The sequence below is a fragment of the Micromonospora sp. WMMD558 genome (assembly GCF_049315255.1).
Taxonomy (GTDB): Bacteria; Actinomycetota; Actinomycetes; order Mycobacteriales; family Micromonosporaceae; genus Micromonospora.
On the sequence record NZ_CP186061.1, the window covers coordinates 5,448,857 to 5,465,741 of the forward strand.

Here is a 16,885-nt window from a genome sequence, read left to right on the forward strand (position 1 = left end):
GTCCGTCCGCGCCAGTCGCGTCCCAGCAGAGCCCCGGGTCGCTCAGCTGACGAGAGGCTTCAGGTCCACCGACGGCGGCGTCCACACCCCGGCCTCCGCGCGTAGCTGCTCACCGGAGCGGATGTCCTTGACCTCGTCCCCCTCCGGGCCCGGGAACCACACGTACGGGATGCCGCGCCGCTCGGCGTACCGGATCTGCTTGCCGAACTTCGCCGCGCTCGGCGACACCTCGGTCGGCACGCCGCGCGCCCGCAGCGCCTCGGCGACCCGGTTGCTCGCGGCGCGGGACTCCTCGCTGGTCACCGCCACCAGCACGCAGGTCGGCACGTCCCGCGACACGGTCAGCGCGCCCGCGCCGAACAGCAGGCCGAGCAGGCGGGTCACCCCGATGGAGATGCCCACGCCGGGGAAGCGGGCGGTTCCGGAGGTGGCGAGGTTGTCGTACCGGCCGCCGGAGCAGACCGAGCCGAACCGCTCGTACCCGACCATCTGCGTCTCGTAGACGGTGCCGGTGTAGTAGTCCAGGCCCCGCGCGATGCGCAGGTCGGCGACGCACAGCCCGGGGGCGTGCTCGACGGCGGTGTCCATCACCCGGACCAGCTCCTCGACGCCCTCGTCGAGCAGCGGGTGGTTCACCCCGAGCGCCCGTACCGCGTCGGCGAACGACGCGTCCGGCGCGGCGATCTCGGCCAGCGACAGGACGGCCTTGGCCTGCGCCTCGCTCGCGCCGGCCGTCTCGGCCAGCAGCTCGGCGACCTTCGCCGGGCCGATCTTGTCGAGCTTGTCGACGGCGCGCAGCGCCACCTCCGGGTCCTCGATGCCGATCCCCCGGTAGAAGCCCTCGCAGATCTTGCGGTTGTTGACCTGGATCCGCACCGGCGGGATCGGCAGCGAACGCAGCGCGTCACCGATCACCAGCGGCATCTCCGCCTCGTGCTGCGGGGCGAGGGTGTCCCGGTCGACGATGTCGATGTCGGCCTGGAGGAACTCCCGGTACCGGCCCTCCTGCGGCCGCTCGCCCCGCCACACCTTCTGGATCTGGTAGCGGCGGAACGGGAACTGCAGCTTGCCGGCGTTCTCCAGCACGTAGCGGGCGAACGGCACGGTCAGGTCGAAGTGCAGGCCGAGGGCGTCGTCACCGGCCGGGCCGTCGGTGTCCGCCTGCAACCGCCGGATCAGGTAGACCTCCTTCGAGGTCTCCCCCTTGCGCAGCAACTGGTCGAGGGGCTCGACCGCGCGGGTCTCCAGCGGCGCGAACCCGTACAGCTCGAAGGTGCCGCGGATCCGGTCCAGCACGTACTGCTCGATCATCCGCTGGGCGGGCGTCCACTCCGGGAAGCCGGAGATGGGCGTGGGCTTGCTCATGATGCTCCGTTCACAGGACCCGCGCGGTCGGGCGCGGGAAGCGTCGGTGTGCGGCTACAGGCCGCGGGCGGGAGCCGCCGGTCGCGCGCCGTCGTTCCCGGCCACCTCGATGAGGTACGGGTTGGTCGCGCGCTCGCGGCCGATGGTCGTCGCGGGGCCGTGGCCGGGCAGCACGACGGTGTCGTCCGCCAGCGGGAGGATCTTGCTCCGCAGGCTGGTGAGCATCGCCGGCATGTCGCCGCCCGGCAGGTCGGTGCGGCCGATCGAGCCGGCGAAGAGCACGTCGCCGGAGAGGCAGATCTCGTCCGCCTCCCAGCGCGAGCCGGCGCCGGGCAACCGGAACAGCACCGACCCGCCGGTATGGCCGGGCGCGTGGTCGACGGTGATCTCCAGCCCGGCGAGGCTCAGCGTGGCGCCGTCGGTCAGCTCCGCGACGTCCGCCGGCTCGGTGTACGGCAGACGGCCGCCGAAGAGCGCGGTGAGGTCGGCCGACAGCCCCTTCGCCGGGTCGGCGAGCAGCTCCCGGTCGCCCGGGTGCACGTACGCGGTGATCCCCCGCGCGCCGCAGACCGGCGCGACCGAGAAGGTGTGGTCGAGGTGGCCGTGGGTGAGCAGAACCGCCGCCGGGTGCAGCCGGTGCTCGGCCAGCAGCGCGTCGAGCCGGTCGAGCACGCCGATGCCGGGGTCGACCACCACGCACTGCTCCCCCGGCGCCGTGGCGACCACGTAGCAGTTGGTGCCGAAGGCGTCCGCGGGAAAGCCGGCCACGAGCACGTCCGCTCCCCTTCCGTCGAGCTGTCGGGTCCCGTCCCTGAGCCTAGTCGCCGACGGAAACGGTTTCGTCCACGCACCGGCTCCGCAACCCGGCCGGGAACAGTGACGATGCCCGATGACGGCAGCGCCGACCTCGTACACCACGTTCCCAGCCACTGGCCGTACACTCTGGCGGGCGTGTGGCGTGGCACACCTGCCCACCCGACGGGCGCGGCCCGTCCGCCACGGAACCAGGGTAGAGGAAGGGGAGCACGGGTGGCTTCCAGCAGGGACCGGCAGCGCAAACTCGCGCGGGCCAAACTCGACCGGCAGATGGCCCGGCGGGCCGCCCGGGTGCGTCGTCGCCGACAGATCCAGGCAGGGATCGGCGTCGCCGTCGTCCTCGTGCTGATCGTGCTCGGCTCGGCCTGGGGGCTGGGCGCCTTCGACCGCGACCCGGCCGAGAACTCCGCCGCCGAGGACGTCTGCCTCTGGACGCCGCAGGACGCCACCGCGAACACCAACCTCAGAGACGTCGGCACGCCCGCCACCACCGGCCTGCCGACCGAGGGCGTCCGCACGATGACCGTCGTCACGAACCAGGGCGCCCCGGTCACCGCCGAGCTCGACGTCGCCAGCGCCCCCTGCGCGGTCGCGAGCATCACGCACCTGGCCGGCCGCTCCTTCTACGACAACACCAAGTGCCACGAGATCACGACCGAGGGCGCGGTGCGCTGCGGCGACCCGAGCGGCACGGGGCTGGGCGGCCCGGCGTACTCGTTCTACGACGAGAACGTCCCCGCCGCCGCTCCGTCCCCGTCGGCGAGCCCCGCGCCCGGCCAGCCCGCGACGTACCCGAAGGGCACGGTCGCGATGATCGGGTCCGCGCCGGGGGCGAACGGCAGCCAGTTCCTGGTCTTCTTCAAGGACTTCACCACCGCCGACCCGAAGTACCCGATCATCGGGCGGGTCACGTCCGGTCTGGAGACGATCGAGAAGATCGGCAAGCTGCCGACCGTGGACAATGGGAGCGGGGCGAAGGTCAAGCCCAAGGACGACGACGTGGTCGTCCAGAGCCTGACGGTCACCGAACCGGCGCCGAGCCCGGCGGCGACGCCGACGTCCACCGCGTCGGCCACCCCGGCGGCCAGCCCCAGCGCCGGCTGACGCGGCCGACCCAGCAACCCGACACAGCTCAGGAGGATCAGGCGTGACGTCCACCAGAGAGCGGCAGCGCGCGGCGGCCCGCGCCCGGCTCGAGAAGGAGATGGCCGAACGGTCGGCCCGGGCGCGCCGGCGTCGGCAGACCCAGGCGATCGTCGGAGCGGGTGCCGCCCTGCTGCTGGTGGTCGCCGGCACCGTCTGGCTGGTGTCCGCGGTCGGCGACGACCCGACCACCGACACGGCCGCGCCGTCGGGCGCCGCCCAGTGCGCGTTCACCCCGATCGAGGCGGAGCAGCGCACCCCGCAGATCAAGGACGTCGGCCTGCCCGGCAACCAGCAGCCGAACACCGGCACCCAGACGATGACGATCGACACCAACCTGGGGCAGATCACCGCCAAGGTCGACCGGGCCCGGACGCCGTGCACCGCCGCGAGCTTCAACCACCTGGCCGAGAAGAACTTCTTCGACAACACCAAGTGCCACCGGCTGGTGACCGAGGGCATCAAGGTGCTCCAGTGCGGTGACCCGAGCGCGACCGGCAAGGGCTGGCGGGAGACCGACGGCACCGGCGGCCCGAGCTACCGGCTCGGCGAGGAGAACCTGCCCACGGACAAGCGGCCCCCGTACCCGGAGGGCGTCATCGCGATGGCGAACTCCGGCCAGCCGGGCAGCACCGGCAGCCAGTTCTTCATCGTCTACGGCGACTCGCCGCTGGACCCGAACTACACCGTGCTCGGGACCATCACCAGCGGCATGGACATCGTCAAGCAGGTGGCGGCGGCCGGCGACGACAAGGCGTTCGCCCAGCAGGCCGGCGGCGGTCATCCGAAGAAGGAGATCGTCATCAACAAGCTCACCATGAGCTGACTTCGCACGAACACGCAGGCGCCCGCCGGTCTCGGACCGGCGGGCGCCTGCGTGTCAGGCGCCGGAGGTCACCCGGTACGCGTCGAAGACGCCGTCGACCTTGCGGACGGCGGCCAGCAGGTGGCCCAGGTGCTTCGGGTCGGCCATCTCGAAGCTGAACCGGCTCACCGCCACCCGGTCCCGGGTGGTGGTGACGGTGGCGGAGAGGATGTTGACCCGCTCGTCGGAGAGCACCCGCGTCACGTCGGCCAGGAGCTTGTGCCGGTCGAGCGCCTCCACCTGGATGGCCACCAGGAACGTCGAGGCGCTGGTGAGTTTCCAGCTCACCTCGACGACCCGCTCGCTCTGCGCCCGCAGGTCCTCGGCGTTGGCGCAGTCGTCCCGGTGCACGCTCACCCCGCCGGAGCGGGTGACGAAGCCGAAGACCGTGTCCGGCGGCACCGGGGTGCAGCAGCGGGCCAGCTTGATCCACACGTCGCTGACCCCGCGGACCACCACACCCGGGTCGGCACTGCTCTGCCGGCTGCGGGGCGGCCGGGTGGCGACGGCGGTCTCGGCGATGTCCTCCGCCGCGCCCTCCTCGCCGCCGTACGTGGCCATCAGCCTCTGCACCACGGACTGGGCGGAGACCTGGCTGTCGCCGACCGCCGCGTACAGGGAGGCCACGTCGGCCAGGTGCAGGTCCCGGGCGATCGCCATCAGCGCGTCCGAGGTGAGCATCCGCTGCAGGGGCATGCCCTGCTTGCGCATCGCCTTGACGATCGCGTCCTTGCCGGCCTCGATCGCCTCCTCGCGCCGCTCCTTGTTGAAGTACTGGCGGATCTTCGTCCGCGCCCGCGGGCTCTTGACGAAGCCCAGCCAGTCCTGGGTCGGGCCTGCGGTGTCGGACTTCGAGGTGAAGATCTCGATCACGTCGCCGTTGGACAGCGTCGATTCGAGGGGCACCAGCTTGCCGTTGACCCGGGCGCCGATGCACTTGTGCCCGACCTCGGTGTGCACCGCGTACGCGAAGTCCACCGGCGTCGACCCGGTCGGCAGCGGGATGACGTCACCCTTCGGGGTGAAGACGTACACCTCCTGGCTGGACAGGTCGAAGCGCAGCGCGTCGAGGAACTCGCTCGGGTCGGCCGCCTCCCGCTGCCAGTCCAGCAGCTGCCGCAGCCACGTCATCTCGTCGATGTGCGCCGGCGGCCCAACGATCTGCGTGCCCTTGTGCTCCTTGTACTTCCAGTGCGCGGCGATGCCGAACTCGGCGGTGCGGTGCATCGCGTACGTGCGGATCTGCATCTCCACCGGCTTGCCGGTCGGCCCGATGACCGTCGTGTGCAACGACTGGTACATGTTGAACTTGGGCATGGCGATGTAGTCCTTGAACCGGCCCGGCACCGGCTGCCAGTTGGCGTGGATCACGCCCAGCGCCGCGTAGCAGTCCCGCACCGTGTCGACCAGGATCCGCACGCCGACCAGGTCGTAGATGTCGTTGAAGTCGCGACCCCGCACGATCATCTTCTGGTAGATCGAGTAGAGGTGCTTCGGCCGGCCGGTGACCTCCGCCTTGATCTTGGCGGCCTTCAGGTCGGTGCCCACCTTCTGGGTGACCTGGCGCAGCAGCGCCTCCCGCTGCGGCTGGTGCTCCCCGATCAGGCGGTTGATCTCCTCGTACCGCTTGGGGAACAGGGTGCCGAACGCTAGGTCCTCCAGCTCCCACTTGATCGTGTTCATACCGAGGCGGTGGGCCAGCGGGGCGAGGATCTCCAGCGTCTCCTTGGCCTTCTGCTCCTGCTTGGGACGGGGCAGGAAGGTCAGGGTCCGCATGTTGTGCAGCCGGTCGGCGAGCTTGATCACCAGGACGCGCGGGTCCTTGGCCATGGCGACGACCATCTTGCGGATCGTCTCCGCCTTGGCCGCGTCGCCCAGCTTGACCTTGTCGAGCTTCGTGACGCCGTCGACCAGCAGCGCCACCTCGCCGCCGAAGTCGGCGCGCATCTGGTCGAGCGTGTACTCCGTGTCCTCGATGGTGTCGTGCAGCAGCGCCGCCACCAGGGTCGTGCTGTCCATCCCCAGGTTGGCGAGGATCGTCGCCACCGCGAGGGGATGGGTGATGTACGGGTCACCGGACTTGCGGTACTGGCCGGAGTGCCATCGGGCGGCCGTGTCGAAGGCGCGCTGGAGCAGCCGCGCGTCGGCCTTCGGGTGGTTTTCCCGGTGGGTGGCGATCAGCGGCTCCAGCACCTCGCTGACCTGCGAGGACTGCCAAGGGGCGTTGAACCGGGCCAGGCGCGCCCGGACCCGCCGCCCGGTGGGCGCGTTGGACAGGGCGAACCCACCGCTCGGGGAGGTGTCGGGCGAGGCGCCCCGGATCGGGACGACGACCCCCTCGCTCCCGGCGGTCGCGCCGGGGCGGATGGCGTCCGTCGCGCCGGGGGCGTCGCCGGGGCCGGTCACCCGGGCGTCACCGTTCCGGTCGGTCACCGAGCCGTCGCCTGTCGGGTGCACCGTGCCCTCCACCGGAGGGGCGACATCGTGGGACACCGGCCTCCTCACCGCTCGCCGGAAATGCGCCGGCCGTGCGGCCGACGTCGCGTTCAACCGGCCGCCGGGCCGGTCTTGTTCCCCGCCGGCTCCGGGCCGGCGCCCACCGGACGGTCACCCGTCCGGTCAGCAAAGGGCAATGCTACCCGCACGCACGGTGCCCCGCCGCTCCGCCGGACGGACCGCCCCGGGTCCGTCCGACGGCTGTGGTGCTCAAACGGTCAACAGGGCATGGACCGGACGCGGGGCGAGCCGCTGCCGGCCACCGAGGAAGCCCAGTTCCAGCAGCACCGTAAAACCGGCAACCGTGCCGCCGGCCCGCTCGACCAGGTCGAGGGTGGCCTCGGCGGTGCCGCCGGTGGCGAGCACGTCGTCGACCACCAGCACCCGGTGCCCGGCGGTGAACGCGTCCTGGTGGACCTCCAGGGTGGCCTCGCCGTACTCCAGTTCGTAGGAGGCCGAGTACGCGGGGCGGGGCAGCTTGCCCGCCTTGCGCACCGGCACCACGCCGACGCCGGCCGCGTACGCGATGGCCGCCGCGATCACGAACCCGCGCGCCTCGATCCCGACCACCGCGTCGAACGAGTCCCGCCCGTGGTGGCGGATGATCCCGTCGATCACCTCCCGGAACACGTCACCGTCGGCGAAGAGCGGCATCAGGTCCTTGAACACGACGCCCGGCTTCGGGAACTCGGGCACGTCGAGCACCCGGCTGGCCACCAGCTGGGCGACCTCCCGGCCGCTGTCTCCCCGTACCCCGGTGCTGTGGGTCTCCGTCACGGCAGTTTCCGTTCCCTTCGACGACGACGGCGTCCTCCCTGCTGCTCGCACAGCATGAAGGACGCCGTCGGACCGGTCTGCGCCGGGTCAGCGCCGCTTGCCACCCGGACGGTTGCCACCGCCGCCGGCGGGACGACCGCCCCGGGCGCCGGACGGCCGCTTGCCCGCCGGACGCGCGCCCACCTTCGGTGCGGCGCCGGCCATCGCCGCCGCCTCCGGGTCGGCCGCCGCCTCGGTGCTCTCCACCGACCGGGGTGCGCCCTTCGGGGTGACCTCGCCGCGCTCGATCGCCGCCCGGCGGGCCAGGACGCGCTTGTTGTGCGCCTGGATCCGCGGCTCCATGTTCTTCAGCAGCACGAGCAGCGGGGTGGCCAGGGTGATCGAGGAGAAGAACGCCACCGCCATACCGACGAACAGCACCAGGCCGAGGTCCTTCAGGGTGCCCGCGCCGAGCAGGCCGGCACCGATGAAGAGCAGGCCACCGACCGGGAGCAGGGCCACGATGGACGTGTTCAGCGACCGCATCAGGCTCTGGTTGATCGCCAGGTTGGCCGCCTCGCCGTACGTCTGGTTGTTGTTGGCGGTGATGCCCCGGGTGTTCTCCTGGACCTTGTCGAAGACCACCACGACGTCGTAGAGCGCGAAGCCCAGGATCGTGAGGAAGCCGATCACGGTCGACGGGGTGACCTCGAAGCCGACCAGCGAGTAGATGCCGGCGGTGAGGATCAGGTTCATGACCAGGGAGGAGACGGCGGCGACCGCCATCCGCCACTCGAAGCGCAGGATCAGGTACACCATCACCAGCGCCACGAAGATCACCAGACCGAGCAGCGCGCGCTGGGTGACCTGGCTGCCCCACGCCTCGCTGACCTGCGTGTAGCTGATGTCGCCGGTCGGGATGCCGAACTCGGCGGCCAGCTCCGCGGTGACGGCCGTCGCCTGCTCCGGCGAGAGCTGCGAGGTGCGCATCTCGTAGACGGTGGTGCCGGTGCCGCCCACCTCCTGGGCGGTGACCACCTCGGCACCGCCGCCCTCGGCGGCGAGCGCCGCGTCGACCTTCTCCTCGGCCTGCTCCAGGGTGCCGACGCTGGCCGGGATCTGGAACGAGTTGCCGCCGGCGAACTCGATACCCAGGTCGAACCGGAGCAGCCCGAAGCTCAGCACCGAGATGAGGATCAGGGCCGCGGCGACGCCGAACCACAGCTTGCGCCGCCCGATGATGTTGAGCCCGGCCTCACCACGGTAGAGCCGGCTTGCGAGACCTTCACGAGCCATCTCAGGCCTCCTTCGCGCGCGGGTTGCGCGGCTTGGCCGGCTCGGCGCTCCGCGCCGGGAGCGCCCGGCCGAGACCGCTGACCCGTGGGGACAGGAACGCCCGGGTACGGGCGAACATCGTCATGATCGGGTGCCGGAAGAGGAACACCACCACCAGGTCGAGCACCGTGGCGAGGCCGAGCGCGAAGGCGAAGCCCTTCACCGCGCCCACCGAGACGATGTAGAGCACCACCGCCGACATGAGGGTGATCGCGTTGGCCGAGATGATCGTCCGGCGGGCCCGGATCCACGCCCGCGACACCGCGCTGCGTGGGCTGCGCCCCTCCCGGATCTCGTCCTTGAGGCGCTCGAAGTAGATGACGAACGAGTCCGCCGCCACACCGAGTGAGACGATCATGCCGGCGATGCCGGCGAGGGTGAGGGTGAACCCGATCTGCCGGCCGAGCACCACCAGCGCGCCGAAGACCAGCAGCGCCGACAGCACCAGGCTCAGGAAGATGACCGAGCCGAGCAGCCGGTAGTAGAAGAACGAGTAGATGATGACCAGCAGCATGCCGATGCCGGCCGCGAGCAGACCGGCCCGCAGGTGGCTGGCGCCCAGCGTGGCGGTGACGTTCTGCTGCTCGGCGGCCTCGAAGGTCACCGGCAGCGCGCCGTAGCGCAGCGTGCTGGCCAGGTCGCTCGCGTCCCGCTGGGTGAAGTTGCCGGTGATCTGGGAGTTGCCGGTCAGCACACCCTGGATCTCGGGCGAGGAGACCACGTCGTTGTCGAGCACGACCGCCACCCGGCACTTGCCGCTGTCACCGAGCGCGGAGGCGTCGCAGGCCTGGCCCTCGTTGTTGAAGGACTCGCGGGTCAGGTTCGTCCACTTCTCCTGGCCGGGGCCGGTGAAGTCGAGGCTGACCACCCACTGGTTGGTCTGGTCGAGCACCGCGTTGGCGTCGTCCACGTCGGTGCCGAGCACCTTGGCCTCGTCGAGCAGGTACTTGACGGCACCGTCCTCGCAGGCGACGACCTGCTGGTCCGGCGGCGAGATCGACGCCGGCGGGCGGGCGTCGAGCTGAGCACAGGTGATCTGCGGGACGTTGAACTGCATCTGCGCCGGCAGCACCGCGACCTCGCGCGGGGTCAGCGACGCGAACGGCTTGAGCTTCTCCGCAAGCGACGGGTCGGCGCTCAGGTCGGCCGGAGCCTGCAGGCCGCTGGCGGCGGCCCAGGCGGCCGCACCGACCTTCTTCTCGACCGCCTTGCGCTGCTCCTCGACGCTCGCCGGGACGGGCGCGGCGCTGCCGCTCGGCGACGGCGCGGCGGCGCTCGGGGTGGCCGACGCGGTCGCCGACGGGGTGGCGCTGGCACTCGGCGCCGGGGCACCGCCGCCCTGGCCGCCGCTCGGCGACGGGGTCGCCTTCACGCTGGACGACGGGGTCGGCGTGGCGCTGCCCGTGGGGGCGGGCGAGGCGGTGCCGGAGGGGGTGGCGGTCGGGCTGGGAGCCGGGGCGGCGGCCGCACCGCTGCCGTCGGCGACCTTGAGCACCTTGCGGAAGCGCAGCTCGGCCGCGCTGCCGACCTCGGTCAGGTCCCGGTTCTCACCGGGCAGGGAGATCACGATGTTCCGGTCGCCCTCGGTGACCACCTCGGCCTCGGCGACACCGAACGCGTTGACCCGGCTCTCGATGATCTGCCGGGCCTCCTCGAGGTTCTCCGCGGTCGGCGGCTGCCCGTTGGCCGTGTTCGTCGCCTCGAGCGTGAGCCGGGTGCCGCCGACGAGGTCCAGGCCGAGCTTCGGCTCGAGCCGGTCCTTCCAGCTGCCGCTGGCGCCGGCCCCGAAGAACACCAGAAGGTAGAGGACGACGAAGATGAACCCGAGCACGGCCAGCTGCCGTCCGGGGCGCATCTGTCCCTGAGGTGGTGCCACGGCTGTCCTGTCTCCCTGTTGGGTCACGCCGCCGCTGCGGGCGGCGGGTGTCGGCCGGCCCTCCCGGCCGACGAGCTGCCCGGGCCGGTACGGGCGACCGGCACACGGGTTGCGGCAGCACGCGCCGGCCCCGGGCGTACCGGCGCCGCGCGCCGACCCGACTATCCACTTGTCACGTCGCGAGCGCCGCCCCGGTGCTCACCGGGGCGGGCGACGGGTCACTCCTTGACGACGTCCGCGTCGTCGGCGGCCGACTCGGCCGGACTCTCCGCCTTGGTGACGACCCGCGCGATCGCGGGGCGGGCGTAGCGGGTCTGCACGCCGGGGGCGACCTCGAGCAGGACGCTGTCGTCCTCGACGGCGGTGACGGTGCCGTAGAGGCCGCCGATGGTGACGACCTCGTCGCCCGGGCCGAGCGAGGACTGCATGGCCTCAGCTTCGCGGCGCCGCTTCTGCTGCGGACGGATCATCATGAAGTACATGACGCCGAACAGCAGGGCGATCATGAGGATGGGCGTGAAGCCGCCGGCGCCGCCGGCCGATTGTGCGTAAAGCACGGTGGTAGACCTTCCCATTGGCCTCCGCCGGCACGAGGGGCGCCGGAGCGGAGGCGGATTCTCACGTCCTGTACAGACCGCGGCGAAGTCTAATCCCTGCGCCTGGGAACGCCGAATGCGGTGCAGATCACGTTCGCATCACGGCTGTTCGGGCTCCACGGAGAACAGATCGGGCACGGGAGGGGCATCCGTGCCGAATATACCATTTGGCGGCGTACGCCCCAGGTGCCGCCAGGCGGCCTCGGTGGCGACCCGGCCGCGGGGCGTCCGGGCGAGCAGGCCGGCCCGCACCAGGAACGGCTCGCACACCTCCTCCACCGTGTCCGGCTGTTCCCCCACCGCGACGGCGAGAGTCGACAGCCCCACCGGGCCACCCCGGAACGAGTCGACCAGCGCGGTGAGCACCGCCCGGTCCAGCCGGTCGAGCCCGAGCGCGTCCACGTCGTACACGGTCAGGGCCGCCCGGGCGGTCTCCAGGGTGACCACGCCCTCGGCCCGGACCTCGGCGAAGTCCCGGACCCGGCGCAGCAGCCGGTTGGCGATCCGCGGGGTGCCCCGCGACCGGCCGGCGATCTCGGCGGCGCCGTCGTCGGTGATCGGCACGCCGAGGATCCGCGCCGAGCGGTGCAGCAACGCCTCCAGGTCCGCCGGGGCGTAGAAGTCCAGGTGCGCGACGAAGCCGAACCGGTCCCGCATCGGGCCGGTGAGCAGGCCGGACCGGGTGGTCGCGCCGACCAGCGTGAACGGTTCCACGTCCAGCGGGATGGCGGTCGCGCCGGGCCCCTTGCCGACCACGACGTCGACCCGGAAGTCCTCCATCGCGGAGTAGAGCAGCTCCTCCGCCGGGCGGGCGATCCGGTGGATCTCGTCGATGAACAGCACGTCGCCCTCGGCGAGGCTGGTCAGGATCGCGGCCAGGTCGCCGGAGCGCTCGATCGCCGGGCCGCTGGTCACCCGGATGCCGGTGCCCAGCTCGGCGGCGACGATGTTGGCGAGGCTGGTCTTACCCAAGCCGGGCGGCCCCGAGAGGAGGATGTGGTCCGGCGGGCTGCCGCGCCGCATCGCGCCCTGGAGCAGCAGGTCGAGCTGGTCGCGGACCCGGTCCTGGGCGATGAAGTCGGCCAGCCGCTTCGGCCGGACGCTGGCCTCCGCGTCCCGTTCCGCGTCGCTGACGTACGCCGAGACCAGATTGTCCCCGCTCACCGGGTGCGGCCCAGCAGTCGGATGGCCTGCTTGAGCAGGACCGGCACCGGCGGCACGTCCCCGTCGAGCGTCTCCGCCACCGCCGCGACCGCCTGGTCGGCCTGACCGGCCGTCCACCCGAGACCGACGAGCGCCTGCCGGACCTGCTCGGGCCAGGCGCCGGTGGTGACGCCGGCCACCCCGTCGACGCCCACCGGGACCGGGCCGACCCGGTCGCGCAGCTCCAGGACCAGCCGCTCGGCGCCCTTCTTGCCGATGCCCGGCACGCGGGTCAGCGCGGCGGTGTCGGCGTTGGCGATGGCCTTGCGGACCGCGTCCGGCGTGTGCACGGCGAGCACCGCCTGGGCGAGCCGGGGGCCGACCCCGCTCGCGGTCTGGAGGAGCTCGAACAGGGTCTTCGCGTCGTCGTCGACGAAGCCGTAGAGGGTCAGCGAATCCTCGCGGACGACCAGGCTGGTGGCGAGCCGGGCCGGCTGGCCGACCCGCAGCTCGGCGATGGTGCCCGGGGCGCACTGCACCGCCAGGCCCACCCCGCCCACCTCGATCACGGCGTGGTCGGGACCGGTCGCGGTCACCACGCCCCGGACGCTGGCGATCATCGGGCTCCTCCTCGTCGTACCCGGTCGGCCGCGGCGGCCAGCTTCGAGCGGGTGCCGCCGCGCCACACGTGACAGATGGCCAGCGCGAGGGCGTCGGCGGCGTCGGCCGGGCGGGGCGGCTCGGGCAGCCGCAGCAGCCGGGTCACCATGGCGGTCATCTGGGCCTTGTCGGCCTGACCGGAACCCGTCACCGCCGCCTTCACCTCGCTCGGCGTGTACGTCTGCACCGGCAGCCCGGCCCGCGCCCCGGCGAGGACCGCGATCCCGCTGGCCTGCGCGGTGCCCATCACCGTGCGGACGTTGTGCTGGCTGAACACGCGCTCGACGGCGACGCTGTCCGGCCGGTGCTCGGCGACCAGGTCGGTGAGCGACCGGTCCAGGTGCAGCAGCCGCACCGGCAGCTCGTCGGCCGGGTCGGTGTAGACGACGTAGTAGGCGACCAGCGTGCAGGGCCGCCCGGGCACGCCCTCGACCACGCCGACCCCGCAGCGGGTCAGGCCCGGGTCGATGCCGAGCACGCGCACGCCGCCTCCTCCCCGACCGCCAGCAGTACGTGTGTTCGACACCCTACCGATGCCGCCGCCGCACCGCGCCACGGGACACGCCGCGCCCCCGCCCGGACAGGGCGGACGTCAGCGGCGGGTCGGGTCGACCTCGATCGTCACCGTCACCGGGTCGCCGTCGTCCTTGCCGGCCCGGATCCGGGCGGGCACCGGGAGCAGCCAGCCGGCCTTCCGATCCCGCCAGACGCTCGTCGACCAGGTGCGGCCGTCGACGGTGGCGGTCACCGGGACCCGCCCGAACGGCCCCGCCGTGCCGGGCGCGTGCCGCGACGGCACCGGGGCGAACACCCACCCGCCGGCGCCCGACCACCGCACCAGCGTCGCCTCGAAGGTCTCGTCGACTCGCTCCACCACCGCCCCCGTCCGCCGCCCCGCACACCGACGCGGCGAGCCTCCCACCACCCTGCGACATCCGGCCGGACGCGCAGCGATCATGGACCGGGGCGGGGTGCCGCCGCGACGACAGCGTGGTGGACAGGCCAGCACGCGGGATGTCGCGCCCGACCACACACAGTCCGGGTCGAGTATGTGTCGCCGCGCCATGTGCGCCCGGCCACACAGCTCGTAGTTTCTTGCGCCATGACGGCAGAACCCGTGGCGGTCCCCCACGTCGTACACGTCGACCTCGCAGGTCGTACCGCCCTGGTGACCGGGGGCGGCAGTGGCATCGGGCGGGCGTGTGCCCTTCGGCTCGGCGCGGCCGGTGCCAAGGTCCTGGTGGTGGACCGCAACGTGGAGGCGGCCAAGTCGGTCGCCGCCGAGGCCGGCGGGCGCGCCGAGGGCATCGACCTGGCCGACCCGGTGGCGGTGGAGCGGCTCGACGCCGACATCGACATCGTCGTGAACAACGCCGGCCTCCAGCACGTCGCGCCGGTGCAGGAGTTCTCCGTCGAACGCTTCGAGTACCTGCACCGGGTGATGGTGGAGGCGCCGTTCCTGATCATCCGGCGGGCGCTGCCGCACATGTACGCCAAGGGCTGGGGCCGGGTCGTCAACATCTCCTCCGTGCACGGGCTGCGCGCCTCGCCGTACAAGGCGGCGTACGTGTCGGCGAAGCACGCCCTGGAGGGCCTGTCGAAGGTGGTCGCGCTGGAGGGCGCCCCGCACGGCGTCACCGCCAACTGCATCAATCCCGCGTACGTGCGTACGGCGCTGGTGGAGAGCCAGATCGCCGACCAGGCGGCCACCCACGGCATCCCGGAGGCCGAGGTCGTCGAGCGGATCATGCTGGCCCGGGCGGCGATCAAGCGGCTGATCGAGCCGGAGGAGGTCGCCGAGCTGGTCGCGTACCTGTGCTCCCCACCGGCGGCCTTCATCACCGGCGCGTCGATCGCCCTCGACGGGGGCTGGACGGCCAACTAGTGGCCTCGCGCACAATGTCGCTCATGTCGTCGCCGGTGGAGTTCCTGGAGCTGCTCGCGCGGGAGGCGGCCGCGGTCGAGTTCGAGGGCCCGCTGGTCGCCGCGCGCGCCGCCGGCCTGCCCGCCGACCGGCTGGCGGAGCTGGAGCAGGCGAAGACGGTGGCGCTGCGGGTACGCGCGCTGCTGGAGCGCCGGCGCCGCCGGGAGATTGAGCTCTCCGGCCTGTACGACACGGCCAGCGACCTGGCGGGGCTGCGCGACCTGGACGACGTGCTGCGGGCGATCGTGCACCGGGCCCGGATCCTGCTCGGCACCGACGTGGCGTACATGACGCTCAACGACGAGGAGCACGGCGACACGTACATGCGGGTCACCGACGGCTCGATCTCGGCGCGGTTCCAGCGGCTGCGGCTGCCGATGGGGGCCGGCCTGGGCGGGCTGGTGGCCCAGAGCGGCACCCCGTACGCCACCGCGAACTACCCCGAGGACGAGCGGTTCCACCACACCGGGGAGATCGACGCCGGGGTGGGCGAGGAGGGCCTGGTGGCGATCCTCGGGGTGCCGCTGCGGCTCGGATCGACCTCGATCGGCGTGCTCTACGCGGCCAACCGCTCGGCCCGGCCGTTCGCCCGGGAGGAGGTCGCGCTCCTGGTCTCCCTCGCCGCGCACGCCGCGGTCGCGATCGACACGGCCCGGCTGCTCGCCGAGACCCGCTCCGCGCTGGAGGAGCTCTCGGCGGCCAACACCACCATCCGCGCACACAGCACCTCGGTGGAGCGGGCGGCGGCCGCGCACGACCGGATGACCGCCCTCGTGCTGCGCGGCGGCGGCGTCGAGGACGTGGCCGCCGCCGTCACGGAGGTCCTCGGCGGCGCCCTGCTCGCGCTGGACGCCGAGGGCCGGCTGCTTGCCCGGGTGGGTGAGATCGAAGAGCCGGACCGGGCCGACATGGTGGAGGCGGTGGCGGCGTCGCGTACGGAGGGGCGCAGCGTCCGACGTGGTCCCCTCTGGTACGCGGCGGTGGTCGCCGGCGCGGAGAACCTGGGCGCGCTGGTGCTACGTCCGGACGGCGAGCTGGTCGACGCCGACCAGCGGATCCTGGAGCGGGCGTCCCTGGTGACCGCGCTGCTGCTGCTGTTCCGGCGGACGGTCGCCGAGGCGGAGGGACGGGTCCGGGGCGAGCTGCTCGACGACCTGATCGCCCGCCCGCTGCGGGACACCGACGCCCTGCGCAGCCGGGCGCGCCGCCTCGGCGTGGACCTGGACGCCCCGCACGTGCTGGTGGCGGTCGGCGACGACGCGATCGCCGCGACCGGCTCGGCCCGGCAGCGGGTGCTCTCCTGGGCCACCACGTACGCGTCCACCCGGGGTGGTCTGGCGGCGGCGCGCGACGGGCGGGTGGTGCTGATGCTGCCCGGCAAGGACGCGGGCGGCGCCGCCCGCGCGGTGGCGCGCGACCTGTCCCGGGTGACCGGGCGGCCGGTGACCGCCGGGGCGAGCGGCCCGTCCACCGGCCCGGCCTCGCTGGCCGGCAGTTTCCAGGAGGCCGCCCGCTGCCTGACCGCCCTGGGTGCGCTCGGCCGGGCCGGGCAGGGCGCCAGCACCGAGGAGCTGGGCTTCGTCGGGCTGCTGCTGGGCGCGGTCGGCGACGGCGGTGACAAGGACGTGGCCCGGTTCCTGGACGCCACGGTGGGTGCGGTGGTCGACTACGACGCCCGCCGGGGCACCGCGCTGGTCAAGACGCTGGAGGCGTACTTCGGGGTGGGCGGCAGCCTGGCCCGGGCGGCCGAGCAGCTGCACGTGCACGTCAACACCGTCACCCAGCGCCTGGAGCGGGTGGGCCAGCTGCTCGGCGCGGACTGGCAGCGGCCGGAGCGCGCCCTGGAGGTCCAGCTCGCGCTGCGGCTGCACCGCCTGCGCCACCCGGCCGGCTGACGACGGCGGCCGCGC

At 72.9% G+C, this 16,885-nt stretch carries 15 protein-coding genes; 4 read left to right on the forward strand and 11 right to left on the reverse strand.

Annotation, left to right across the window (positions count from 1 at the left end; genetic code table 11):
* Positions 1–42: 42 nt before the first annotated feature.
* Complete coding sequence (gene hisS / locus ACN26Y_RS25955; protein ID WP_422733664.1) at positions 43–1,365, reverse strand: histidine--tRNA ligase; 1,323 nt, start codon at positions 1,363–1,365, stop codon at positions 43–45.
* Positions 1,366–1,419: 54 nt separating this feature from the next.
* Positions 1,420–2,139, reverse strand: coding sequence for an MBL fold metallo-hydrolase (locus tag ACN26Y_RS25960; RefSeq protein WP_155332774.1), 720 nt, complete (start codon positions 2,137–2,139; stop codon positions 1,420–1,422).
* A gap of 255 nt (positions 2,140–2,394) precedes the next feature.
* On the opposite strand from ACN26Y_RS25960, the gene ACN26Y_RS25965 reads away from it, so the two are divergent.
* Entirely contained in the window at positions 2,395–3,285 is an 891-nt protein-coding gene (locus tag ACN26Y_RS25965) for a peptidylprolyl isomerase (RefSeq protein WP_155332775.1), read from the forward strand.
* A 100-nt stretch (positions 3,286–3,385) separates the two neighbouring features.
* Positions 3,386–4,150, forward strand: a complete 765-nt coding sequence (locus tag ACN26Y_RS25970) for a peptidylprolyl isomerase (RefSeq protein WP_155334300.1) — start codon at positions 3,386–3,388, stop codon at positions 4,148–4,150.
* Between the two features lie 54 nt (positions 4,151–4,204).
* Here ACN26Y_RS25970 and ACN26Y_RS25975 read toward each other — a convergent pair whose 3' ends face one another.
* From ACN26Y_RS25975 to ACN26Y_RS26015, 9 genes are all read right to left on the reverse strand, one after another.
* Positions 4,205–6,658 carry a RelA/SpoT family protein gene (locus ACN26Y_RS25975; protein ID WP_196255945.1) on the reverse strand — a complete coding sequence of 818 codons (2,454 nt, stop codon included), beginning with the start codon at positions 6,656–6,658 and terminating at the stop codon, positions 4,205–4,207.
* Positions 6,659–6,895: 237 nt separating this feature from the next.
* Complete coding sequence (locus ACN26Y_RS25980) at positions 6,896–7,462, reverse strand: adenine phosphoribosyltransferase (protein WP_155332777.1); 567 nt, start codon at positions 7,460–7,462, stop codon at positions 6,896–6,898.
* Positions 7,463–7,549: 87 nt separating this feature from the next.
* Positions 7,550–8,737, reverse strand: a complete 1,188-nt coding sequence (gene secF / locus ACN26Y_RS25985; RefSeq protein WP_155332778.1) for a protein translocase subunit SecF — start codon at positions 8,735–8,737, stop codon at positions 7,550–7,552.
* Position 8,738: 1 nt separating this feature from the next.
* Positions 8,739–10,652: a protein translocase subunit SecD gene (secD, locus tag ACN26Y_RS25990; RefSeq protein WP_155332779.1), complete on the reverse strand. Its 1,914-nt coding sequence runs from the start codon at positions 10,650–10,652 to the stop codon at positions 8,739–8,741.
* 218 nt (positions 10,653–10,870) lie between these two features.
* Positions 10,871–11,209, reverse strand: a complete 339-nt coding sequence (gene yajC / locus ACN26Y_RS25995; RefSeq protein WP_155332780.1) for a preprotein translocase subunit YajC — start codon at positions 11,207–11,209, stop codon at positions 10,871–10,873.
* 138 nt (positions 11,210–11,347) lie between these two features.
* Entirely contained in the window at positions 11,348–12,412 is a 1,065-nt protein-coding gene (ruvB, locus tag ACN26Y_RS26000) for a Holliday junction branch migration DNA helicase RuvB (protein ID WP_155332781.1), read from the reverse strand.
* A complete protein-coding gene (gene ruvA / locus ACN26Y_RS26005) occupies positions 12,409–13,011 on the reverse strand; it encodes a Holliday junction branch migration protein RuvA (RefSeq protein WP_422733665.1) in 603 nt (200 codons plus the stop codon). Before ruvA ends, ruvB begins: the two co-directional genes overlap by 4 nt.
* Positions 13,008–13,535 carry a crossover junction endodeoxyribonuclease RuvC gene (ruvC, locus tag ACN26Y_RS26010; RefSeq protein WP_422733666.1) on the reverse strand — a complete coding sequence of 176 codons (528 nt, stop codon included), beginning with the start codon at positions 13,533–13,535 and terminating at the stop codon, positions 13,008–13,010. Before ruvC ends, ruvA begins: the two co-directional genes overlap by 4 nt.
* Before the next feature lie 108 nt (positions 13,536–13,643).
* Entirely contained in the window at positions 13,644–13,928 is a 285-nt protein-coding gene (locus tag ACN26Y_RS26015) for a DUF1905 domain-containing protein (protein WP_196255692.1), read from the reverse strand.
* A 225-nt stretch (positions 13,929–14,153) separates the two neighbouring features.
* On the opposite strand from ACN26Y_RS26015, the gene ACN26Y_RS26020 reads away from it, so the two are divergent.
* Positions 14,154–14,936 carry a 3-hydroxybutyrate dehydrogenase gene (locus tag ACN26Y_RS26020; protein ID WP_155332785.1) on the forward strand — a complete coding sequence of 261 codons (783 nt, stop codon included), beginning with the start codon at positions 14,154–14,156 and terminating at the stop codon, positions 14,934–14,936.
* Between the two features lie 14 nt (positions 14,937–14,950).
* Positions 14,951–16,870 (forward strand): helix-turn-helix domain-containing protein, encoded by a 1,920-nt coding sequence (locus ACN26Y_RS26025; protein ID WP_155332786.1) that lies wholly within the window; start codon positions 14,951–14,953, stop codon positions 16,868–16,870.
* The last annotated feature ends 15 nt before the right edge of the window (positions 16,871–16,885 follow it).